Origin of the sequence: Pseudomonas sp. MAG733B (genome assembly GCF_036884845.1) — a bacterium.
In the GTDB taxonomy this organism is placed as follows: domain Bacteria; phylum Pseudomonadota; class Gammaproteobacteria; order Pseudomonadales; family Pseudomonadaceae; genus Aquipseudomonas.
Genome location: NZ_CP145732.1, coordinates 2,018,653 through 2,040,228, shown reverse-complemented (window position 1 = coordinate 2,040,228; position 21,576 = coordinate 2,018,653). Strand labels below are relative to the sequence as shown.

The window sequence follows — 21,576 nt, the reverse complement described above, 5'->3', positions numbered from 1 at the left end:
CGGGATCGGTGGTGTTCTGAAGTGAACAGATTTTTCACCGGGGACGGCCCCGGTGCCTCAAGAAAAACTGCGGGACGGCCCGCATCCCCATCAGGGGTTATGCCATGTTCGAAAAAGTCCTGATTGCCAACCGTGGCGCCATTGCCTGCCGCATCCTGCGTACCTTGCGTGACCTGCAGGTCAACGGCGTTGCCGTCTACTCCGAAGCCGATGCCGCCAGCCTGCACATCCTGCAAGCCGACGAAGCCCACAGCCTCGGTGAAGGCGCAGCCGCCGGCACTTACCTGGCAGTCGATAAAATCCTCGCTATCGCTAAATCTACGGGCGCCACGGCGATCCATCCCGGCTACGGTTTTCTCTCGGAAAACGCCGCGTTCGCCGAAGCCTGCGAAGCCGCCGACATCGCCTTCATCGGCCCGACGCCAGAGCAACTGCGGGTGTTCGGTCTCAAGCACACCGCGCGCGCATTGGCCAAGGAACATGGCGTGCCGATGCTTGAAGGTACCGAGTTGCTCGACAGCCTCGACGCGGCACTGATCGCAGGTGAACAGGTCGGCTACCCGGTGATGCTCAAAAGCACCGCCGGCGGTGGCGGCATCGGCATGCGCGTGTGTCGCAGTGCGGCGGAGTTAAGCGAGTCCTTCGAAACGGTCAAACGCCTGGGTCAGAACAACTTCAGCGACGCCGGGGTGTTCATCGAGAAGTACATCCAGCGTGCCCGGCATCTGGAAGTGCAGGTGTTCGGCGACGGTAACGGAGAGGTGATTGCCCTCGGCGTGCGCGATTGCTCGGTGCAACGTCGTAACCAGAAAGTCCTCGAAGAAACCCCGGCGCCGAACCTGCCCGACGGCATGGCCGAAGAGCTGTGTGCAGCGGCGATCAAACTGGCCAAAGCGGTGAGTTACCGCAGCGCCGGCACTGTGGAATTCGTCTTCGACAGCGATGCCCAGCGCTTCTATTTTCTGGAAGTGAACACTCGGTTGCAGGTGGAACATGGCGTCACCGAACAGGTGTGGGGCGTTGATCTGGTGCGCTGGATGGTGCAACTGGCGGCCGGTGATTTGCCGCCGCTGGGTGAACTGATCAAGGGTTTGAAAGCGGACGGCCATGCGATTCAGGCGCGGCTGTATGCGGAAGACCCGGGGCGGGATTTTCAGCCGAGCCCGGGCTTGCTCACTGCTGTGAATTTCCCACCAGCCAATGGCATTCAACTGCGCATCGACACGTGGGTCGAGGCTGGCTGCGAGATTCCACCGTACTTCGACCCGATGATCGCCAAGGTCATCAGCTGGGCACCGACTCGCGAAGAGGCCCGCGCCGATTTGCATCAAGCCCTCGGCGAGAGTCAGCTGTATGGCGTGGAAACCAACCGCGATTACCTGCGGCAGATTTTGCTCGATGCGCCCTTCGCCAGCGGCCAGCCATGGACTCGCTGCCTGGAAGGGCTGGTGTATCAGGCCAACACGTTCGAGGTGATCAGCGCCGGCACCCAGACCAGTGTGCAGGACTATCCCGGTCGCCTCGGCTACTGGGCAGTCGGTGTGCCGCCGTCGGGTCCGATGGACAGTCGCGCGTTGCGACTGGGCAACCGTTTGCTGGGCAACGACGAAGGCGCGGCGGCGCTGGAAATCACCATGAGCGGGCCGTTGTTGCGCTTCAACTGCGACGCGGTGGTGGCGGTGACCGGGGCGGTGATTCCGTTGACATTGAACGGTGAAAACGTGCCGATGAACACTGCGCTGCTGATTGCGGCGGGGGCGACTTTGAGCCTCGGCACCATCGCTGGTGCCGGTGCCCGCAGCTACCTGTGCCTTCGCGGTGGCCTGCAAGTGCCGGACTATCTGGGCAGCAAAAGTACTTTCACGCTTGGTCAGTTTGGTGGTCATGGCGGACGAGCATTGCGTGCCGGCGACGTGTTGCATGTACCCGCCTTGCTTGACCGCAGCGCCGGTCAACAATTGGACGATGAGCAGGTCACTGAACTACCGGCAGTGCGGAAAATTCGAGTGATCTACGGCCCCCACGGTGCGCCGGAATACTTCACTGAAAACTACATCGGCACGTTCTTCGCCACGCAGTGGGAAGTGCATTTCAACTCCAGCCGCACCGGCGTACGCCTGATCGGGCCGAAGCCGGAATGGGTGCGTGCCGACGGTGGCGAGGCGGGTTTGCATCCGTCGAATATTCATGACAATCCGTATGCAATCGGCGCGGTGGATTTCACCGGTGACATGCCGGTGATCCTCGGTCCCGATGGCCCGAGCCTTGGTGGGTTTGTGTGCCCGGTAACGGTGATCGAGGCGGATCTTTGGCAGTTGGGGCAACTGAAGGCTGGGGACAAGGTGCAGTTCTGCCCCGTCAATATCAAAACCGCCAGAAATCTCGCCTTGAACTGGAGTCAATGTGGGAGCGGGCTTGCTCGCGAAAGCGGTGTGTCAGACGCAACAATACTGACTGACACGACCTCTTCGCGAGCAAGCCCGCTCCCACAGGGGGTTATGTCGCCTGTTGTTTTGGAGTTGGGTCAGGGGGATACGAAACTGGTGGCGCGCCTTTCCGGCGACACGCATCTGTTGCTGGAAATCGGCGCCCCGGAACTCGACCTCGTCCTGCGCTTCCGCGCCCACGCCCTCATGCAAGCCCTGGAAAGCAAGCACTTGCACGGCGTGATCGACCTCACACCCGGCATCCGCTCACTGCAAATCCACTACCAACCCGAGCAACTGCCACTCGCCGATCTGCTCGGCATCGTCGCCGGCGAATGGGACGCCGTGTGCGCCGCCAAAGACCTGCAAGTGCCGTCGCGCATCGTCCACTTGCCGCTGTCCTGGGACGACCCTGCTTGCCAGTTGGCCATCGAAAAATACATGACCACCGTGCGCAAGGACGCACCGTGGTGCCCAAGCAACCTGGAGTTCATCCGACGCATCAACGATTTGCCGAACCTCGATGAGGTACAGCGCACAGTATTCGACGCCAGTTATCTGGTGATGGGCCTGGGAGACGTTTACCTCGGTGCGCCAGTGGCCACCCCACTCGACCCGCGCCATCGCCTGGTGACCACCAAGTACAACCCGGCCCGCACCTGGACCGCCGAGAACTCGGTGGGCATCGGTGGCGCGTACATGTGCGTGTACGGCATGGAAGGCCCCGGCGGTTATCAATTCGTCGGCCGCACCTTGCAGATGTGGAACCGTTACCGCGACGTCACCGCGTTCGATGGCAAACCGTGGCTGCTGCGCTTTTTCGACCAGATCCGTTTCTACCCGGTCAGCGCCGATGAGCTGCTGCGAATCCGCCGGGATTTCCCCCTCGGGCGCTTCGACCTGAACATCGAACACAGCCAGCTGAACCTGGCGGATTACCAGGATTTTCTGACGAAAGAGGCCCAAACCATCGGCGCTTTTCGCGATCAGCAACAAGCTGCATTCAACGCCGAACGCGAACGCTGGATCGCCAGCGGCCAGGCGCATTTCGACAGTGAAGAACTGAACCCGGAAGCGACCGAAGACGCACCGCTGAGCAGCGGCCAACAGAGCGTCGACAGCCACATCGCCGGCAACCTCTGGCAGGTTCAGGTGGAGACCGGCAGCCGGGTCGAGGCCGGTGATGTGCTGGTGATTCTGGAGTCGATGAAGATGGAAATCCCCGTGCTCGCGCCGATGGCCGGCGTGGTCCGCGAGATTCGCGTGCAACCCGGTTCGGCCGTGCGCGCCGGACAGCGCGTCGTGGTGCTGGAACTCGACTGAACCCATTTTGAAAAGGACTCACGCCATGAACATCAATCTGCAACTCGACGCCCTGCGCAACGCTTACCGCGACGGCAGCACCACGCCCCGGCAATTGCTGCTGAGCCTGCGGGACAAGGCCGCCGCGCTGAACCCGGATTATCACTTGTTCATCCACTTGCTGAGTGTCGATGAACTTGAGCCATACCTCGCCGCCCTCGACGGTCGCGACATCGACAGCCTGCCACTGTATGGCGTGCCGTTCGCGATCAAGGACAACATCGATCTGGCGGGCATTCCGACCACGGCGGCGTGCCCCGCATTTGCCTATGTACCCGAGCGCTCGGCAACCATCGTCGAGCAACTGCTGGCGCTGGGCGCGGTGCCGTTGGGCAAGACCAACCTCGATCAATTCGCCACTGGCCTCAATGGCAGTCGTTCACCGTATGGCACGTGCCCGAACAGCGTGTTGCCGGAATATCCATCGGGTGGTTCCAGCGCCGGTTCTTCGCTTGCGGTGGCGCTCGGAGTCGCGAGTTTTTCGTTGGGCACCGACACCGCAGGCTCCGGACGCGTGCCGGCAGCGTTGAACAATCTGGTCGGGATGAAAGCCACCAAAGGCTTGATTTCCACCGCTGGGGTGGTGCCGGCCTGCCGCACACTCGATTGCGTGACCACATTTACGGCGACCGCCCGCGAAGCAAGTCAGTTACTGGCATTGACCGCCAGACTCGACCCCCGGGACGCGTACAGCCGCAGCAACCCACTGTGGAATGACGGCTCGGCGTTCGGCGCACCGCGTCCATTCCGCTTCGGCGTGCCCCGTGCACAGGACCTGGCGTTTTTCGGTTGCGCTGAAGGACCGCTGTTGTTCGGTGACGCGATCGATCAACTCAAGCGCTTGGGTGGCGAAGCGGTGGAGTTGGACCTGACGCCGTTTCTTGAAGCGGCACGCCTGCTTTACGAAGGCCCATGGGTGGCCGAGCGCTACAGCGTCGCTGGCGAACTGATGGAACAAAATCCCCAAGCCGTGTTGCCGGTAATCCGCGCCGTATTGGCCAAGGCGCCGGCCGTCAGCGGCGTGCAAACCTTCCGTGCCCAGTATCGGCTGCAAGCGTTGAAAGCCGTGTGCGACAAAGCGCTGGAAAACCTCGATTGCGTGGTCACGCCGACCATTGGCCGCCCCGTCACACTGGCCGAGCTCGAAGCCGAGCCGGTCCTGCGCAACTCCGAACTGGGCTACTACACCAACTTCATGAACCTGCTCGACTACGCCGCCATCGCGGTGCCGAGCGGTTTCATGGGCAACGGTTTGCCGTGGGGCGTGACGCTGTTTGGACGAGCGTTTACCGATCAATATCTGTTGAGCGTGGCCGATGGTTTGCAGCGCCAGCAGATTTCGGCTGCACCTGCTCCGACGACTGTTGCACGCAATGACCGTGCGCGTCTGGTGGTCTGCGGCGCGCACCTGGACGGCTTGGCGCTGAACTGGCAGCTCAAGCAGCGCGGCGCCCGATTGGTGGAAACGACATTCAGCTCAGCCGACTATCAACTCTACGCCCTGGCCGGTGGCCCACCGTTTCGTCCAGGCATGGTCCGGGTCAAGGACGGCGGTGTGGCGATTGCCGTGGAAGTGTGGGAACTGCCGAGCAGTGAGTTGGGCTCGTTCCTGACCGGGATTCCGGCACCGCTGGGGTTGGGCAAAGTGCAACTGGCGGATGGTCGCTGGGAGAGCGGGTTTATCTGTGAGGCGTATGGGCTGGAGGGCGCGACCGACATCAGCCAGCTCGGCGGATGGCGTGCCTACCTCAAGAGCCTCGCCTGACAACAATCCTGTAGGAGCCGAGCTTGCTCGCGATAGCGGTGGGTCATTTAGCCCTGATGTGCCTGAAACATCGCCATCGCGAGCAAGCTCAGCTCCTACAAGGGTCGGGCAAGATTTACGACCATTCGCGGCGCACATAGAGCAGTTATTTCCGGGCAGTGCCACTAGAATGCATGCCATCGGAATACTGACAATGGAATTGCCATGCCGCTTCGCTCACCGCTGTATTCTCAACGTTCGTTGGTCCTTACGCTGGTCGCGTTGCTGGGCGCGGGTTTCCTCGCCACGTCATTGCTCAGTTACTACGCCTCGCGGGCGTCGATCCGCGACAACATCGTCAACACCGAGCTGCCGCTGACATCCGACACGGTCTATTCGGAAATCCAGAAAGACCTCGTCAGACCGATCCTGATTTCCTCGATGATGGCCCGCGACACCTTCATGCGCGACTGGGTGGTCAACGGTGAAAAAAATTCCGACCAGATGACCCGCTACCTCAACGAGGTCATGACCCACTACGGCGCCTACACCGCTTTTTTCGTCTCCAACACCAGCCTGACTTACTACCACGCCAAGGGCGTACTCAAGCAGGTCAAGGCCACGGAACCGCGCGATGCCTGGTACTTCCGCGTGCGCGACATGAAGGATCCCTACGAGATCAACGTCGACCCGGACCTCGCCAACAAGGACAACCTGACCGTCTTCATCAATTACAAAGTCCACGACTACAACGACCGTTTCATCGGTGCCGCAGGTGTCGGGCTGACGGTCGATGCGGTGATCAAACTGATCGACAAATACCAGCAGCGCTACCAGCGCAGCGTGTACTTCGTCGACACCTTTGGACGCCTGGTGCTCACCGGCGCCGAGGGCGGGCCGGATGGTGCGCGGGTCGGGCAAACTCTCGGTGAAATCGACAGCCTGAAAAATCTGGTCAGCCAGTTGCCCAAGCCCCACAGCGGCAGCTACGAATATTCCGGCGAAGGCCAAGGACATTTCCTCAACGTGCGGTTCATCCCGGAGTTGAACTGGTACCTGTTTGTCGACAAACGCGAAGACGGCGACCTCAGTGACATCCGCCGCTCGCTGTACCTCAACCTGCTGATCTGCCTGATCGTCACGTTGACCGTGCTGGCCCTGCTCAACCGGGTGATCAAGCGCTATCAGAACAAGATTCAGGCCCAGGCCACCCTCGACAGCCTGACGGAACTGCCCAACCGTCGCGGCTTCGACCTGCTGGCCGCGCAAGCGATGCACGAGGCTCAGCGCGAGCCGAAACCGCTGACGGCGTTACTGCTGGATCTGGACCACTTCAAGGCCTTGAATGACACCTACGGCCACCTCGCCGGCGATCAGGTGCTGATCGGCTTTGCCCGGGACCTGGAGAGCTGCCTGCGGCATTCCGACATCGTCTGTCGCTGGGGCGGTGAAGAATTCATCGTGTTGCTCAAGGACACCGACGGTGAGACCGGTCTGATGATCGCCGAGAAAATTCGTCAGCATGTGGAACAACAGCGATATGCCTACAACGGCAGCACCCTGCATCTGACAGTCAGCATCGGCCTGACCACCCTGCAAACCGACGACACCTTGCACACACTGCTGTCGCGGGCCGATCATGCGATGTACCGGGCCAAACAAAGTGGCCGCAACCGTACTTGTGTGGAAAAGCCTCACTCCAGTTATGAACCCGCCTGACCTCTGCCCCGCCTGCGGCGCACCCAACGACTGCGCCCTGGCCGACCCGCGAACCGCTGACCGGGCGTGCTGGTGCTACGGCGTCAGCATAGACCCGGCAGTACTTGAAGCGCTGCCCGCCGAACTGCGCAACGCCTCGTGCCTGTGTCCGCGCTGCGCCGAAGTCGAGGCGCAGTTGCAAGCAGCTGCGCGGCCGATCACGTAAGATGCGCGGCCCTTTTATCCACGACTTTTAACCATGCGCGTCGACCGTTTCCTCAGCAACCTGCCCCGCTTCAACCGTAAGCAGGTGCGCCTGTTGCTGGTCGAAAAGCGCGTCAGGATTGACGGAAAAATCGTCAGCGACCCGCACAGCGAAGTCCGCGAGTTCAGCCGCGTCGAGGTCGACGACGAAGTGCTGCAAGTCGGCAAGCCGTTGCGCCACTTCATGCTGCACAAACCCGCCGGTTGCGTCAGCGCCACCTCCGATCCGCAGCACCCGACCGTGCTCGACCTGATCCATGAACCGGACAAGGACGAACTGCACATCGCCGGGCGCCTGGATTTCAACACCACTGGCCTGATGCTGATCACCAACGACGGTAGCTGGTCACGTCGCCTGACCCAGCCGCAGACCAAACTGCCGAAGGTCTACTACGTTGAAACCGAGCAGGACATCGGCCCCGAATACGCGATCACCTTCAACGAAGGGTTGTACTTCGCGTTCGAAGACCTCACCACCCAACCGGCCGGGCTAGAGCTGCTCGGGCCGAAGTCGGCACGCCTGAGTATCGTCGAAGGCCGCTATCACCAGGTGAAGCGCATGTTCGGCCACTTCAACAACAGAGTGATGCGCCTGCACCGCGAACGCATGGGTCCCTTGGTGCTCGACGATGCGTTGAAACCGGGCGAATACCGCCCACTGACCGATGAAGAGATCGAATCGATCTAAGCAGCCTACCGCTGAGCAGAAGTTGTCGAACAATTTACCAAAGGCACTTGCGCAATGATGTGACCCCTGCTTGAATCAGGACGTCGGCCGAAATGTGACCGACGAGTCACAACATACTTCTAAGAAACTTTTTGCCGGTAGGAACCCTTGGGTTCCGGCCTCACCCGGCAGACTGCCCGCCAATAACAATACCCGTCGACCGGACTGCACTGGATCGACATGGGCCTCCAAATTCCAGGCATATGCCTACCTGTCACAAAGCTCGTGCAATCTCATTTGCGCGCATACCCGCTTGCCAGGAGTCTTATGACATGAGGCCAGAAATCGCTGTGCTGGATATACAGGGTCAGTATCGGGTTTACACGGAGTTCTATCGCGCAGACGCCGCAGAGAAGACCATTATCTTGGTCAACGGCTCGATGGCCACGACTGCGTCGTTTGCACAAACCGTGAAAAACCTTCACCCGCAGTTCAACGTGGTTTGCTACGACCAGCCCTACGCGGGCAAGTCAAAAGCCCACAACCTGCATGAGAAAATGCTTACCAAGGAAATCGAAGGGCAGATCCTCCTGGAGCTTATCGACCACTTCGCCGCCGAACACGTGCTGTCGTTTTCCTGGGGTGGCGCCGCGACCATGGTCGCGCTGTCGCAACAGCCACGACGCATCGAAAAAGCCGTGATCAGCTCGTTCTCCCCGGAAATCAACTCGCACATGCTCGATTACCTTGAGCGCGGCGTCGATTACCTCGGCAGCCGGGACGGCGACCGGGTCGGCAACCTGGTGAACAGCACCATCGGCAAACACCTGCCAACGTTGTTCAAGCGCTTCAACTATCGGCACGTCAGTTCTTTGGCCGAGCATGAATACGGGCAGATGCACTTCCACATCAGCGACCTCCTGCACAGTGATCGCCAGTGCTTTTTCAAAGCCGCACAGAAAATCAACGTGCCGGTGCTGTTCATGAACGGCGAATGGGACGAATACACCGCCGCCGATGGCGCCCGGTTGTTCGCCAATCACGTGCAACAAGCCACCTTCACGACCTTGCAGGCCACCGGCCACTTTCTCGACATGGAACACAAAGCCGCCTGCCGAGACAGCCGCAACGCACTGATGGGCTTCCTGAAACCGGCACAGCACGAAAGCCGACCGCGTTACCACTACGTCCAGGACCACCATGCATTGTCCATCTGAAACAGCGTCATCGCGAGCAAGCTTCGCTCTACAGTGTTGAACGCATTCCTGTAGATGCGAGGCTTGCCCGCGACAGACCGTCGTGCGGTCGTCGCCCTGTGTCATCTGCGCTAAAGCCGTCTGGTATAAAGAAAAACTTCATTTCCACGCGCACATCTGGTACAAAGTCACCGCTCTGAGCGGGTGTCGTATAATGGCATTACTCCAGCTTCCCAAGCTGATAACGAGGGTTCGATTCCCTTCACCCGCTCCAATCGAATTTTGGTCTCACGTTAAGAGGGTTTTGACGGGGGATGTAGAGACAGAAAAAACCGGCCTTGATGGCCGGTTTTTTTGTGTCCTCGATTTGGTTCGCTTTTCCATAGACGGAAAATTAGCGTTTTTCCGCAAGATCTGCGTTTTGTTAACGTTTTACTTGTCTCGGTAACGAATTTCGTCCTTGAAATCGGTAGCAACAAATACCTTGTACCGGCGACTGATCTTTTTTCATACGATCCGACGGCCCCCACACCTAGTAAGGCGAGCTCAACGTGGAGACCGTGTTACGAACATTAAACCTATTCGCAGCCAAGAAGACCTGACCGCTGCATTTGCTCGTGTTGAGCAATTGTGGGGCTCGGAAGTCCGCTCTCCGGAAGGCGATGAGCTGGAGATTCTTGCGTCGCTCATCGAAAAGTACGAAGACGAGCATTGCCCAGCGGAAAAACCTCGCAATACACAAAACACGTAAACCCAACCTTGCACAAACCCATTTCGGCAGGGCCCTCCTAGACTCGAGTCCTATCGCTGCATCACCGAACCAGGAAGGTTTGGTGGTTATAGTGTTGATTACAAAAAATCAGTAGGTATAGTAACCACAAGCACGCCACAGGGAGGTGATGTGAATAGCCGATTTTTGATAAGCCAAATCGTTGCGGACGGTTGGTATCTGGTACGAATCAGAGGCAGTCATCACCACTTCAAGCACCCCACCAAGCCGGGGTTGGTGACCGTCCCTCATCCGAAGAAAGATCTGCTCAAGAAAACGGCCATCAGTATTTTGCAACAGGCGCTGCTCTAACGAGCGCGCTGAGTCCTCGGAGGACAATGAACATGCTTTACCCAATTGCGATTTCAATGGGCGACGACGAGCACGCCTGGGGCGTTGAAGTCCCCGATATTCCGGGCTGCTTTTCCGCCGGGGAAGATCTGGATGACGCGATGGCGATGGCCCGCGAAGCCATTGAAGGTCATTTCGAGATTCTGGCCGAAGATGGTTCGCCCATTCCGCCCGCCAACAAAGTGACCTTACACGCGGCTGATCCAAAATATGCGGGGTGTGCGTGGGCGTTGGTGGACATTGACGTGACCAAATACTTGGGCAAAGCCCAGAAACTGAACATCACGCTGCCCGGCTACCTGCTCAACCGTATTGATGAATATGTACTGCACCATCCGGAGGAGAAAAGCCGTTCGGGCTTTCTGGCGTCGGCGGCACTCAAGGTGTTGCAGCAGGGCTGATGAGATTGCTTCAGGAACAAATCAACCGGTCCTTGGTGGCCGGTTTTTTATGGCCGGCATTTAGTGAACCGCTGGTTCTACCCCCGAACTTAGAGCGCTCAATCGAAGCCGTTTTTCAGAAAAAGCAACGTCTTACAATAGTCTGGGAAATGTCCGTACACTTGCGTATTGCTGTGTCTTTGTCATGAGTCCTATAGTCCGAACGCGCCCAAATGGCGTGTCGGGTTTGGCGACTCGACGATACGGTGCAGAAGCTTCCGAGTGGTTATTCGGTGCGCTTTTGAACGCACTGTGCTGCCTGTTTTTTGGTAGCTGTGCGTGGGAGATCTTAGGATCTGCCGGTTTTGCCGTGTCCCGGTTCGCCAACCCGCGTACAGCTGCCACCCTTTGTTTGGCGACGATGGAGTGGTTAATTCAAAATTACACGGAAATCACTCATGCAAGAGTTCATGGCTTTAACCAGCAACGCCGACGACCTCCCCTCATTTTACGTCAACACCACCCAACCGTTGCACTCACTGCTCAGCAGCGCCCGATACCGAATCGGTGCCGTGACGCAGGTTCTCGAAAACCTCGCGATGCGCGGTGAAATCAGCACCGACTCGGTCATTCTCAGCGACTTCGCATTGTTGTGCTGCATCCCTCTGCGTGACGGCTGCGATGTGCTGGATGTGATCGCTCGGCGGATGGATGCAGAAACGTCCTGACGATAATTCGGGCGCCTTTGAAGGCGCTCGTATATTTTTCGTATGGATCTTCGTGCGGCAGTAAAGAATCCGTAGCAAGGCGTTGAGCCCTAAGAAAGATCACTTATTCTCTCGGCTCACCTTTCGCTAAGAGATCAACATGGCCAGTTCAGAGTTGGGGATCATGATCATTTCGATGATCGGGTTGTTCGGCTTTGCCTCGTTTGCATTTGAATACTTGAGCGCCCGCCGCTCGAAAAAGAACAAACTGCCGTAATGATTCGGGCGGTCAAGAAAAGGGACAGATGACTCTCAAGGCCATCTGTCCCTTTTTTACATCAGCGCGTTGCCACCAAAAACAAACGTGGGAACGGCAGCAGCACCGAACCATCGCTGAGCGCCGGATAAGCCTTTTCGATAGCCGCCTGATACTGCTTCAGATACTGCGCGCGTTCAGCCTCATTCAGCGGTTCGAGAAACGGTCGCAAACCGCTGCCCTTGAACCACTCGACTACGCCCGAGGCACCGTCCGCCAGCGGATGATGGTAAGTGGTGCGCCACACATCGACGCGGGAGCAGCAGGCTCTCAATATCGAGTAGTAGCCGCTGGCACTTTCCATGTCAGTTCGCTGGCCAGCGGCGCCCGCCAGTTTGCCTGCCCACGGTCCATCAGCGGCGACTTCGCGCATCAAGCGATGTGAAGGTTCGTTGAGATTGTCCGGCATCTGAATTGCCAGGCTGCCACCGGGCGCAAGTTTGTTCACCAGCGTAGGCAGCAACGTGGCGTGATCAGGCACCCACTGCAGCACTGCGTTGGCGAAAATCACGTCGAACGGACCGCTGTCGTTCCAGGTGTCGATATCCGCGATATCAAACTGCACATTCGGCAGGCGCTTTCGTGCGGCCTCGATCATGTCGGTGGAACTGTCCAAGCCACGGACCGCAGCGCCGGAAAAACGCTCCACCAGCAACTCGGTGGAGTTACCCGGACCACAACCGATGTCGATGGCCGAGCGCACATCCCCGGCGGGAATTGCCGCCAGCAGGTCTCGGGCCGGACGGGTGCGTTCATCTTCAAAAGCGACGTATTGTTTGGCGGACCAACTCATTGCGTTCTCCTGTCGGTGTGTTGTCCTCGGGTCGCTACGATACCGCGTTGAACATCATCAAAGGTTTCAGAAAACCGGTTGTTCAGTCATATCGAATTTTCACCTTGCCGCCACTGTCTGAAATTCAAGCGCCCTCTTAATAAGGAACACGGCCATGAAATTCGCAAAAGTTGCGCAGAAACTCGCCCTGTGGGCCGGCAGCCCCACCACCTTCATGGGCGCGATCATTCTGATTTTCTTGTGGGCGGTGAGTGGGCCGTTTTTTGGTTACAACGACACTTGGCAGTTGGTGATCAATACCTCGACCACCATCATCACATTCCTGATGGTGTTCCTGATCCAGAACACGCAGAACCGCGACACGGACATTTTGCATTTGAAGGTTGATGAGTTGTTGCGGGTGACCAAGGAAGCGCAGAACGCGATGCTTGGGCTTGAGGCGTTGGACCTCAAGGAACTGGAGGCGCTGAGAAAGCAGTATCGAACTCTTGGCGAGGGCCAGACCGTTTCCCTGGACGGCACCGTCGTCCAGGAAGATGGCAAGCAGGATCTGAATAAATGCTGATCAGTGGCTAGCGACTGGCCTGCAGCGCCCTGGCCATCTGCAGATGATTTTGCAGTTTGGGCAGGGTTTCTTCGGCGAACGCTTTGATTTCCGGCACGTCGGTGGTTTGTGCCGTTTGCTCAAGTTGCTCGATGGCTTCCTGTGTGGTTTTCACCTGGCTTGCCGCGTAGGTCTCGTCGAAGGTTGTGCCTTCCATGACCTCTGGCATCAAGGTCTTGGCCTTTTCCACCACTTCCTCACGCGGCGCCACGGGCAGATCCAGTTGCTTGGCGATTTTCGCCAGGTGCTGGTTGGCGGTGGTGCGGTCGTTGATCACGACGATGGTGTAATCCTTGACCTCTTTGGATTCAGATTTCTGATGCGCCAAACGACTGGCTTCGATTTCGGCCACACCTTTGGCCGAGGCATCGTTGATGAATTCAGTGGGTGTCTGGGCGAAGGCACTGTTGGCAATCAGGCCCAGTAACACGGCAAAACCGCTGTTGCGTAATCGGGTGGCCATGCGGTTCATGGTCGCGCCCTCCTCTTCAAATTCAAACGGGAGCTTTCGCCCCCGCTTCTCAATCAAAACTACCTTCATCCATTACTTCGATTTCTGTGCGGGCTTGCGGCCCATATCGGGTTTAGGCTCTTTATCGACAGTCGTGGTGGTGGTTTTCCCACCTTTGCGACCGGCTTCAGACGCCTTCGTTCGATCGTTGGCGAAGTTTCCCGAGTTCGAGTTTCTTGAGTTAGGCATGATTCTCTACCTCTTGGTAATGATCGCGGCGAGCTTGAGCCCGCATAGAATCTGAATTTTCGCGCACCAAAAGGTTTAGAAAACCTGAAATCGCCACGACGAACGGTGGCGATTTTTTCAGACGAGCCGCAGGTGATGCTCACGCTTGGCGGTGTACATCGCTTCGTCGGCGTGACGGAATAGCTGTTTTTCTTCCGTGCCGTGTTCGGGGTATTGGGCCACGCCGATGCTTGGCTGGATATGCAAGCTGTGTCCGTCCAGGCGCAGCGGTGCGGCCAGCACCTGACGGATTTTCCCGGCCACGCAGTCGGCATCGCCAGAGGCGTGGATGCTGTGCAGCAACACCACAAACTCGTCACCGCCAATGCGCGCCACCGTGTCGGTTTCGCGCACGCAGCCCTTGAGACGATTGGCCACGGTTTGCAGCAACATATCGCCGACCGCATGGCCGTGGGTGTCGTTGACTTGCTTGAAGCGGTCGAGATCGACATACAGCAGCGCCATGCGTCCGCAATCTGCGCGGGCCGCATCTATGGCTATCTTCAGCCGGTCACGCAGCAATTCGCGGTTAGGCAGTTGGGTCAACTGGTCGTACTGGGCCATGCGTTGCAGCCGCGCATGCAATTGCTTGCGCTCGATCGCCGTCGCGACCTGGGCGCAGACGTACTGCAACAGCTCTTTATCCTGCTCGGTGTAGCGCTCCCCACCGGGAATGCTTTTGACGATCAGTGCGCCGATGGTGCCGTTTTGCGAGTTCAGCGGCACGCCGAGCCAGCAAGGCGAGTTCTGCCCGGTCACCAACACCTCGAAGCCCTCGGGTGGATTTTCCTGGTCCGGGGTCAGCAGGATCGGCAGGCCGGTACGGATGACCTCAGCGCACAGTCGCCCGGTGATCGTGCCGGGCTGTTCGGGTTCTGGCTCGTGGTCGTCGACGTGATAGGGGAAATTCAGCTGCGCGCAATGTTCGTCATACAAGGCCACGGAGAAATTCAGCGCCGGCAACCACTCGCCGATGATCAGATGAATGCGCTTGAACAGCGCCAGCAAATCCTCCGCCGCATGCGCCGCTTCGGAAATCGCATACAACGCCGCTTGCCGGGACTCGGCCTGCTTGCGCTCGGTGATATCGCGGGCGACGGCGATGCGCAGTTGATCGACCTCCGACCAGCGCGCCGACCAGAGGATGTGCACAACCTGGCCATCCTTGCGCAGATAGCGGTTTTCGAAATTGAGTTTGGGATCGCCGCCCATGATTTCGCGTGCGGCATCAAGGGTGCGCTGGCGATCGGCCGGGTGCACCAGATCGATCATTTGCTGGCCGATCAATTCGTCAGGGCTGTAGCCGAAAATGCGCTCGCAGGCGGCACTGACAAAAACGAAGCGACCTTGTTTGTCGACCGCGCAAACGGCGTCCAGCAAGAGGTCGATGTAGCTCGCCAACGGAGCGGAATTTCTGGTGGTCATGGTGCCGAGCGAATGTCCGAACAATGCAGCAAACAAAAAACCATCCCTGACCGATACGTGTGCAACTGATGCAGCCCTGCGATCAGCGTCAAGCCTTGTTCGTCACCAGCCCCGGCAGCGCATGTGCCAAAGCATTGATGGCGAAACCGATGAACATCACCCCGCACAATCGGGTAATCGCCAGCTCGTGGCGTTGGTACAAGGTGCGCACACGGCGCGCTCCGACAATGCCGATGAGGATAGCGTAGGCGAAAAGGCCACCGACGAAGCTCAGGAAGATCAGCCATGGCAGCATCGACCAGGTCAGCAACTCGGCGCGGCTCGACAACAATGCCGTGAACGTGGCCACGGCGACCGGATACGCCTTCGGATTGGTCAAGCCGAACAGAATGCCGTGCCAAAACGGCTGACGCGCCGGGCCTTGCGGTGTCTCGGCAGCGTTGCGACGCGCCCGCACCGCACGCCAGCCGAGCCAGAACAGATAGAGCCCGCTCAGCACGCCCAGCACGTCAAACGCGGTGCTGCCGATTTCTCGCGCGCCGACAATCGCCACCAGCGCGGTGCTGCACCAGATCACGTCGCCCAGCAAATGCCCGCAAAGAAACCCCGCCCCCGCCCGTCGCCCATGCGCCGCACCGATGCCAAACACGGCCAGCACGCCCGGTCCCGGGGTGATGCCATAGATGAATCCCGAAGCGAGCACGGCCATCAGCAGCGAGGGGGTCATGGGAAGTCCTTTTGAACTGTTTGGTGAATGGTCGCCAGTCTATATCAGGTCTTTGGTTGCCGACTGACTGATCGTCGAAGAACTTCATCAGCCTTTGATCCCTTCGGCAATCCGCTCATTCAACCAATTCAACGCCTGATCCCCGCCCCGCCGCTTGTGCCACACCAAAACAAAGGTAAACGACGGAATCTCAAACGGCGGTGGCACGACGACCAACGTTGACGTGTCGATGTCGCGCAATGCGCGGGAGGCGACAGTGAGGATCAGGTCGGTGCCGCTGATGAATTCCGGGGCGACGCGCCAGTGCGGCAGGCTGACGGCGACGCGGCGGCGCTCACGGAGGCTGGTCAGGGCACGCTCGATTTCCGGAGTGCCGCTGCCGCGCATTTCCAGCAGGACATGGGGGCGACTCAGATATGTCGGCAGATCGAGGATGCCGTTTGCGGGCAGGCTGCTGCGATCCACCAAGCAGGCGTAGTGCTCTTCGAACAGTGGGGTGCTGCGTAATTCGTTGGGGATTTCTGGAAATACGGCGGCGGCGATATCGATATCACCGTTGAGTACGCCGTCGAGCATGCCTTCACGGCTGGCGTGGCCGATTTGCAGGTCGATGCCGGGGGCTTCGCGGCGCAGCGTGCGGATCAGTCCCGGCAAGACCATCGCAGCGCCGTAGTCGGACATGGCCAAGCGAAAGGTGCGCTTGGCGGTGGCCGGATCGAAAGCGTTCGGCGCCAGCAGCGATTGCACCTGAGCCAGGGCTTCGGCCAGCGGCGCCATCAGTTCCAGCGCTCGCGACGTCGGCACAAGGCTGGCACCGGCACGCACCAGCAGCGGATCGCCCAGCAAATCGCGCAACCGCGCCAACGCATGGCTGACCGCCGGTTGACTCAGGTGCAAACGTTCGGCGGCGCGGGTGACGTGCTGCTCGCTGAGCAAGGCGTCGAGGATCACCAGCAGGTTGAGGTCGATGCGGCGCAGATCATTCATCTGATGCATGTTCTGAATAGCAAAACGGAATTTAAATCTGCGCGACGAATACTCTAGAGTCCAGCAAAACCTGTTGGAGAATGAACATGAGTACGTTGCATTGGGCCGGCCTGTTGCTGCTGGCCGCGTTCGCCGGGGCGGTGGTGCCGTTTCAGAGTGCGATCAACGTCAATCTCGGGCGCGGATTAGGTCATCCGTTGTGGGCGACATTGGCCTCGTTGGTGGTGAGTATTCTGGTGTTGCTGCCGATCATGCTGGCGCTACGTTTGCCGCTGCCTTCGCTGGCGTTTATCAGTAAGGCGCCATTGTGGATGTGGGCGGGTGGCGCGTTTGGGGTGTGTTTTATTTCGCTGGCGTTGGTGCTGCTGCCCAAGCTCGGCGCATCGGGGTTCATGGCGTTGGCGCTGGCGGGGCAAGTGGTGGCTTCGCTGTTGCTCGATCACTTTGGCTGGTTTGGCCTGGTGGAGCGGCAGGTGACATTGCCCAAGGTGTTTGGAGCAACGTTGTTGATTGGCGGGGTGGTGTTGATTCAGTTTGGTGGGGCGGCGGGGAAAGCGATGACGGCGACGTCTTGAAGATCAAAAGATCGCAGGCTGCGCCAGCGCCGACAGGGATGCGTGGTCCCTGAGGGAACTGGCGTAACTTGCGAACTTTTAGAACTTGTCGAGGGTGCGCAACTTCTGCGGCAGTCCCCACATCAGCAGCGCCACGGCGATCAGCGCACAGACACCAATGACATACAGCGCCGGAGTGGTGCTGCCGGTCAGGTCCTTGATCCGGCCAACCATGACCGGGCTGACGATACCGCCGAATTGGCCCAGGGTATTGATCACCGCAATCCCGCCCGCGGCCCCCGCGCCGGCACCGGCCAGCAGTTTCGGCGGCAGGGTCCAGAAGCTCGGGATGGAGGCGATGATCCCGGCGCCGAGCAGGCCCAGCGCGACAATCAGGAACGTCGTGTGGTTAGCGAAAATCCCCGCGCAGAAGAAGCCGATAGCACCGACCGCAACCAGACCGGCGACGAACTTGCGGCGTTCGCCGGAAGCATCGGACAAGCGCCCGATCACCACCATGCTGATCGCGCCGCAGATGTACGGAATGGCGGTCAGCAAACCAATCATCACCGGGCTCTCGGTCCCTGCGCTGCGAATCAGTTGCGGCGCCCAGAAGTTCAAGCCGTAGGACGCCACCTGAATCAGGAAGTAGATCAGGCCGAGGGTCAGGAATCCCGGAATCCGCAGCGCCGCGAGCAGCGATCCGCCACTTTTGTGTGGTTCATGGTGAGCGATGCGGCTGGCCAGCAGCGTCTTCTCCGACGGCGTCAGCCAATGGGCGTCTTCGATGCGATCCTTGAGCAAGGTCAGCACCAGCAAACCGAGGCCGATGCACGGCACGCCACCAAGCAGGAACAACCAGTGCCAGCCGCGCATGTCCATGAAACCGTCGAGGTGTTGCAGCACCAGACCGGAGAACGGTGCGCCGACCAGACCGGCGAAGGCCGAGGACAGAAACAGCATCGACGTGATGCGGCCACGATAGTGTTGCGGGAACCACAGCGTCAGGTAATACAGCACGCCGGGAGCGAAACCGGCTTCCATCGCACCGATCACGAAGCGCAGGGTGTAGAACTGCCATTCGCTGTTGACGAAGACCATCAGTGCGGTCGCAAGCCCCCAGGACATCATGATCCGGGCGATCCAGCGACGGGCGCCGACCTTGTACAGCATCATGTTGCTCGGCACTTCGAAAATCACGTAACCGACCACGAACAACCCGGCGCCGAGGCCGTACGCGGTGTCGCTCAGGCTCAGGTCAGTCTGCAACTGGAACTTGGCGAAGCTGATGTTGATGCGATCGAAAAACGCGAACAGGTAGCAGACCATGATCAGCGGCATCAGGCGCCAGGCGACCTTGCTGACCAGTGCTTTTTCTTCATCGTGGCTAACGGCCGGGCTCACGCCGGCCTCCAGTGCATTGAGGCTCATTGTGGTTCTCCAGGCGGACTTCCCTTGGGGTGTCCGATTGTTTTTGTTGTCTGGTTGAAGTGCTTTTTACTGTGGGAGCGGGCTTGCTCGCGAATGCGGTTTCGAGTTCAGCATTGATGGCGACTGCTACTCCGCCTTCGCGAGCAAGCCCGCTCCCACAGGGGTTATGTGTTTAGTCAGGAAGGCACGGGGTGCAGGTCGCAGTTGCGTCCGGCCTTGGCCAGTTGGCCGGGCACTTCGTGGCCCAGCAGCGCCGGTAATCCTCGGGATAGTTTGAGCAACAACGGCAAGTCGATACCGGTTGGAATGCCGACTTCATCGCACAGGTTCACCAGGTCTTCAGTGCAGATGTTGCCCGACGCACCGGGGGCAAACGGACAACCGCCGAGCCCGCCGAGCGCCGCGTCGAAACGCCGTGCGCCAGCCTCGTAGGCCGCCAGCACATTGCACAGGCCAAGGCCTCGGGTGTTGTGGAAATGCAGGGTCAAATCCGCTGGCGACACCCGCTGCAACACTCGTCGCACCAAGCGGTCGACCTGACGCGGATTGGCCATGCCGGTGGTGTCAGCCAGAGTGATGCCCTGGATGCCGAGCTCCTGATAGGCCTCGACGATTTGCAACACGCGGTCCTCATCGATCTTGCCTTCGAACGGGCAGCCAAACGTGGTGGCGATGCTGGCGTTGAGTCGCACCTTGGAGCCGTGCACGAAATGGACGATATCGCCGAACGCGGCCAACGAGTCTTCGCAACGCATGCGCATGTTCGCCAGGTTGTGGGTCTGGCTGGCGGACATCACCAGGTTCAGTTCATCGGCACTGCACGCCAACGCCCGTTGCGCGCCCTTGAGGTTGGGGATCAACGCAACATAGATCACTCCCGGTTGCCGGGTGATGCCCTTGAACACCAACTCGCCATCGCGCAATGCCGGAATGGCTTTTGGCGATACGAACGAACCGGCTTCGATGCGGCTGAAACCAGCCAGCGACAGTTGATCGATCAGGGCGATTTTGTCGACGGTTTCGACCCAGGTCGGCTCGATCTGCAAGCCGTCGCGCGGGGAGACTTCCTGAACGATCAGGCGCCCGGAATAATCAGTGATCATTGCACCACTCCTTCAACTTTCAGGCGTTCGATGTCTGCTGCGGTCAGGCCCAATTGCGCGAGAACGCTGTCGGTGTGCTGGCCCAAACCGGGACCGGACCAGTTCACGCCGCCGGGGGTTTCCGAGAGTTTCGGCACGATGCCCGGCATCTTTACCGTGGCGCCGCCCGGCAGCTCGGCGTTGAGCAGCATGTCCCGCGCTTGATAGTGCGGATCGGCAACGATGTCGGCCACCGAATAGATGCGCCCGGCAGGGACTTCGGCGGCTTCCAGCGCGGCCAGAACGTCGTCGATTGGCAAGCTGCTGGTCCAGTGGGTGATGGCCGCGTCGAGCAGTCCGCTCTTGGCTGCACGCCCGTCGTTATGGGCGAACTCAGGCGCGTCGGCCAGATCGCGGCGGCCGATGGTTTCCATCAGGCGCTTATAGATCGGGTCGCTGTTGCCGGCGATCACTACGTAGGCGCCATCCGCCGTGAGGTAAGTGTTGGACGGCGCGATGCCCGGCAAGGCCCCGCCGCTGCGCTCACGCACATGGCCGAGCATGTCGTATTCCGGCACCAGGCTTTCCATAACGTTGAACACGCTTTCGGCCAACGACACATCGACGATTTGCCCGCCGCCCTGCCCGGTCTTGACCCGCAGCAACGACATCAGCGCGCCGATCACTGCGTGCAGCGACGCCAGCGAATCGCCAAGGCTGACGCCCACCCGCGCCGGTGGCGAACCGGGGGTGCCAGTGGTGTAGCGAATCCCGCCCATGGCCTCGCCGATGGCACCGAAACCCGGACGGTCGCGGTACGGGCCGGTCTGGCCATAACCGGAAATCCGCACCAGCGTCAGGTTGGGGTTGAGGGCATGCAGCACGTCCCAGCCGAGGCCGAGTTTTTCCAGGGCACCGGGGCGCAGGTTTTCGATCAGCACGTCGGCGCTGGTCGCCAGTTGCTTGACCAGTTCGATGCCTTCAGGGGATTTCAGATTCAGTGCCAGGGATTTCTTGTTGCGCGATTGCAGGTACCACCACAACGAAGTGCCTTCGTGCAGCTTGCGCCATTTGCGCAGAGGATCGCCCTGGCCCATGGCTTCGATCTTGATCACTTCGGCGCCGAACTCGGCGAGCATGCGCGCGGCGAATGGCGCGGCGATCAGCGTGCCGATCTCGATCACTTTGATTGCACTCAGGGGGGCAGTCATCGCGGGGTACCTCTAGTTGTTCTTGGAATTGATGCCAAGGCTAGAGGACCGGGGGCAAAGGAATCCAACCTTCAGTTGGCAACGGGCGTTCGCGAAATGCGAACGCCCGAGAAATATTCGTGCCCCCAGGCTGCCATCGCTAG

General features: G+C 59.6%; 20 protein-coding genes, 1 tRNA gene and 1 pseudogene. 13 read left to right on the top strand and 9 right to left on the bottom strand.

The window, feature by feature from the left end:
* The first annotated feature begins 104 nt into the window (after positions 1–104).
* The 11 genes and pseudogenes from uca (at position 105) to V6Z53_RS09180 (ending at position 11,585) form a co-directional block, all read left to right on the top strand.
* A complete protein-coding gene (gene uca, locus V6Z53_RS09230) occupies positions 105–3,749 on the top strand; it encodes an urea carboxylase (protein ID WP_338585199.1) in 3,645 nt (1,214 codons plus the stop codon).
* A gap of 25 nt (positions 3,750–3,774) precedes the next feature.
* On the top strand, positions 3,775–5,553 hold the full coding sequence (gene atzF / locus V6Z53_RS09225; RefSeq protein WP_338585198.1) for an allophanate hydrolase: 1,779 nt from the start codon (positions 3,775–3,777) through the stop codon (positions 5,551–5,553).
* Positions 5,554–5,757: 204 nt separating this feature from the next.
* Complete coding sequence (locus V6Z53_RS09220; protein ID WP_338585197.1) at positions 5,758–7,251, top strand: sensor domain-containing diguanylate cyclase; 1,494 nt, start codon at positions 5,758–5,760, stop codon at positions 7,249–7,251.
* Positions 7,238–7,456 (top strand): cysteine-rich CWC family protein, encoded by a 219-nt coding sequence (locus V6Z53_RS09215; RefSeq protein WP_338585196.1) that lies wholly within the window; start codon positions 7,238–7,240, stop codon positions 7,454–7,456. Before V6Z53_RS09220 ends, V6Z53_RS09215 begins: the two co-directional genes overlap by 14 nt.
* A 33-nt stretch (positions 7,457–7,489) precedes the next feature.
* A complete protein-coding gene (locus tag V6Z53_RS09210; RefSeq protein ID WP_338585195.1) occupies positions 7,490–8,182 on the top strand; it encodes a pseudouridine synthase in 693 nt (230 codons plus the stop codon).
* 311 nt (positions 8,183–8,493) lie between these two features.
* The gene (locus tag V6Z53_RS09205) at positions 8,494–9,378 is read left to right on the top strand and encodes an alpha/beta hydrolase (RefSeq protein ID WP_338585194.1); all 885 of its coding nucleotides are present in this window, start codon (positions 8,494–8,496) and stop codon (positions 9,376–9,378) included.
* A 179-nt stretch (positions 9,379–9,557) separates the two neighbouring features.
* Positions 9,558–9,631: transfer RNA gene (locus V6Z53_RS09200), tRNA-Gly, on the top strand.
* A gap of 240 nt (positions 9,632–9,871) precedes the next feature.
* Positions 9,872–10,075, top strand: a pseudogene (locus V6Z53_RS09195) (hypothetical protein); the annotation flags it as partial.
* A 183-nt stretch (positions 10,076–10,258) separates the two neighbouring features.
* On the top strand, positions 10,259–10,438 hold the full coding sequence (locus V6Z53_RS09190; RefSeq protein ID WP_007984690.1) for a type II toxin-antitoxin system HicA family toxin: 180 nt from the start codon (positions 10,259–10,261) through the stop codon (positions 10,436–10,438).
* Between the two features lie 32 nt (positions 10,439–10,470).
* Positions 10,471–10,878 (top strand): type II toxin-antitoxin system HicB family antitoxin, encoded by a 408-nt coding sequence (locus V6Z53_RS09185; RefSeq protein ID WP_034150108.1) that lies wholly within the window; start codon positions 10,471–10,473, stop codon positions 10,876–10,878.
* Between the two features lie 437 nt (positions 10,879–11,315).
* Positions 11,316–11,585 carry a short-chain dehydrogenase gene (locus V6Z53_RS09180; RefSeq protein ID WP_338585193.1) on the top strand — a complete coding sequence of 90 codons (270 nt, stop codon included), beginning with the start codon at positions 11,316–11,318 and terminating at the stop codon, positions 11,583–11,585.
* 317 nt (positions 11,586–11,902) lie between these two features.
* Here the strand turns inward: V6Z53_RS09180 and tam are convergent, their stop codons facing one another.
* Positions 11,903–12,673, bottom strand: a complete 771-nt coding sequence (gene tam / locus V6Z53_RS09175) for a trans-aconitate 2-methyltransferase (RefSeq protein WP_338585192.1) — start codon at positions 12,671–12,673, stop codon at positions 11,903–11,905.
* 154 nt (positions 12,674–12,827) lie between these two features.
* On the opposite strand from tam, the gene V6Z53_RS09170 reads away from it, so the two are divergent.
* On the top strand, positions 12,828–13,238 hold the full coding sequence (locus V6Z53_RS09170) for a low affinity iron permease family protein (protein ID WP_338585191.1): 411 nt from the start codon (positions 12,828–12,830) through the stop codon (positions 13,236–13,238).
* A gap of 7 nt (positions 13,239–13,245) precedes the next feature.
* On the opposite strand, the gene V6Z53_RS09165 is transcribed toward V6Z53_RS09170, so the two are convergent.
* The 5 genes from V6Z53_RS09165 to V6Z53_RS09145 all read right to left on the bottom strand — a co-directional run bounded on the left by V6Z53_RS09165 (position 13,246) and on the right by V6Z53_RS09145 (position 17,164).
* Complete coding sequence (locus V6Z53_RS09165; RefSeq protein ID WP_338585190.1) at positions 13,246–13,749, bottom strand: DUF4142 domain-containing protein; 504 nt, start codon at positions 13,747–13,749, stop codon at positions 13,246–13,248.
* Between the two features lie 72 nt (positions 13,750–13,821).
* Positions 13,822–13,977: a KGG domain-containing protein gene (locus V6Z53_RS09160; protein WP_007911485.1), complete on the bottom strand. Its 156-nt coding sequence runs from the start codon at positions 13,975–13,977 to the stop codon at positions 13,822–13,824.
* Positions 13,978–14,094: 117 nt separating this feature from the next.
* Positions 14,095–15,441, bottom strand: a complete 1,347-nt coding sequence (locus V6Z53_RS09155) for a diguanylate cyclase (RefSeq protein ID WP_338585189.1) — start codon at positions 15,439–15,441, stop codon at positions 14,095–14,097.
* An 88-nt stretch (positions 15,442–15,529) separates the two neighbouring features.
* Positions 15,530–16,168: a LysE family translocator gene (locus V6Z53_RS09150; RefSeq protein ID WP_338585187.1), complete on the bottom strand. Its 639-nt coding sequence runs from the start codon at positions 16,166–16,168 to the stop codon at positions 15,530–15,532.
* 87 nt (positions 16,169–16,255) lie between these two features.
* Complete coding sequence (locus V6Z53_RS09145) at positions 16,256–17,164, bottom strand: LysR family transcriptional regulator (protein WP_338585186.1); 909 nt, start codon at positions 17,162–17,164, stop codon at positions 16,256–16,258.
* 77 nt (positions 17,165–17,241) lie between these two features.
* Between V6Z53_RS09145 and V6Z53_RS09140 the strand changes: the two genes are divergently transcribed.
* Positions 17,242–17,730: a DMT family transporter gene (locus V6Z53_RS09140; RefSeq protein ID WP_338585185.1), complete on the top strand. Its 489-nt coding sequence runs from the start codon at positions 17,242–17,244 to the stop codon at positions 17,728–17,730.
* 78 nt (positions 17,731–17,808) lie between these two features.
* Here V6Z53_RS09140 and V6Z53_RS09135 read toward each other — a convergent pair whose 3' ends face one another.
* The 3 genes from V6Z53_RS09135 to V6Z53_RS09125 form a co-directional block, all read right to left on the bottom strand.
* Positions 17,809–19,140 (bottom strand): MFS transporter, encoded by a 1,332-nt coding sequence (locus tag V6Z53_RS09135; RefSeq protein WP_338585184.1) that lies wholly within the window; start codon positions 19,138–19,140, stop codon positions 17,809–17,811.
* 176 nt (positions 19,141–19,316) lie between these two features.
* On the bottom strand, positions 19,317–20,243 hold the full coding sequence (locus V6Z53_RS09130; RefSeq protein WP_338585183.1) for a hydroxymethylglutaryl-CoA lyase: 927 nt from the start codon (positions 20,241–20,243) through the stop codon (positions 19,317–19,319).
* Positions 20,240–21,433: a CaiB/BaiF CoA-transferase family protein gene (locus tag V6Z53_RS09125; RefSeq protein ID WP_338585181.1), complete on the bottom strand. Its 1,194-nt coding sequence runs from the start codon at positions 21,431–21,433 to the stop codon at positions 20,240–20,242. The genes V6Z53_RS09130 and V6Z53_RS09125 overlap by 4 nt, the downstream gene beginning before the upstream one ends.
* Between the last annotated feature and the right edge of the window lie 143 nt (positions 21,434–21,576).

Excerpts from the sequence above, each read along its gene's own strand:
- V6Z53_RS09160 (WP_007911485.1), bottom strand. The coding sequence starts at position 13,977 with ATGCCTAACTCAAGAAACTCGAACTCGGGAAACTTCGCCAACGATCGA.
- V6Z53_RS09140 (WP_338585185.1), top strand. The coding sequence starts at position 17,242 with ATGAGTACGTTGCATTGGGCCGGCCTGTTGCTGCTGGCCGCGTTCGCC.
- V6Z53_RS09220 (WP_338585197.1), top strand. The coding sequence starts at position 5,758 with ATGCCGCTTCGCTCACCGCTGTATTCTCAACGTTCGTTGGTCCTTACG.
- V6Z53_RS09150 (WP_338585187.1), bottom strand. The coding sequence starts at position 16,168 with ATGACCCCCTCGCTGCTGATGGCCGTGCTCGCTTCGGGATTCATCTAT.
- V6Z53_RS09125 (WP_338585181.1), bottom strand. The coding sequence starts at position 21,433 with ATGACTGCCCCCCTGAGTGCAATCAAAGTGATCGAGATCGGCACGCTG.
- V6Z53_RS09130 (WP_338585183.1), bottom strand. The coding sequence starts at position 20,243 with ATGATCACTGATTATTCCGGGCGCCTGATCGTTCAGGAAGTCTCCCCG.
- tam (WP_338585192.1), bottom strand. The coding sequence starts at position 12,673 with ATGAGTTGGTCCGCCAAACAATACGTCGCTTTTGAAGATGAACGCACC.
- V6Z53_RS09205 (WP_338585194.1), top strand. The coding sequence starts at position 8,494 with ATGAGGCCAGAAATCGCTGTGCTGGATATACAGGGTCAGTATCGGGTT.
- V6Z53_RS09135 (WP_338585184.1), bottom strand. The coding sequence starts at position 19,140 with ATGAGCCTCAATGCACTGGAGGCCGGCGTGAGCCCGGCCGTTAGCCAC.
- V6Z53_RS09155 (WP_338585189.1), bottom strand. The coding sequence starts at position 15,441 with ATGACCACCAGAAATTCCGCTCCGTTGGCGAGCTACATCGACCTCTTG.
- V6Z53_RS09180 (WP_338585193.1), top strand. The coding sequence starts at position 11,316 with ATGCAAGAGTTCATGGCTTTAACCAGCAACGCCGACGACCTCCCCTCA.
- atzF (WP_338585198.1), top strand. The coding sequence starts at position 3,775 with ATGAACATCAATCTGCAACTCGACGCCCTGCGCAACGCTTACCGCGAC.
- V6Z53_RS09185 (WP_034150108.1), top strand. The coding sequence starts at position 10,471 with ATGCTTTACCCAATTGCGATTTCAATGGGCGACGACGAGCACGCCTGG.
- V6Z53_RS09170 (WP_338585191.1), top strand. The coding sequence starts at position 12,828 with ATGAAATTCGCAAAAGTTGCGCAGAAACTCGCCCTGTGGGCCGGCAGC.
- V6Z53_RS09165 (WP_338585190.1), bottom strand. The coding sequence starts at position 13,749 with ATGAACCGCATGGCCACCCGATTACGCAACAGCGGTTTTGCCGTGTTA.
- uca (WP_338585199.1), top strand. The coding sequence starts at position 105 with ATGTTCGAAAAAGTCCTGATTGCCAACCGTGGCGCCATTGCCTGCCGC.
- V6Z53_RS09210 (WP_338585195.1), top strand. The coding sequence starts at position 7,490 with ATGCGCGTCGACCGTTTCCTCAGCAACCTGCCCCGCTTCAACCGTAAG.
- V6Z53_RS09215 (WP_338585196.1), top strand. The coding sequence starts at position 7,238 with ATGAACCCGCCTGACCTCTGCCCCGCCTGCGGCGCACCCAACGACTGC.
- V6Z53_RS09145 (WP_338585186.1), bottom strand. The coding sequence starts at position 17,164 with ATGCATCAGATGAATGATCTGCGCCGCATCGACCTCAACCTGCTGGTG.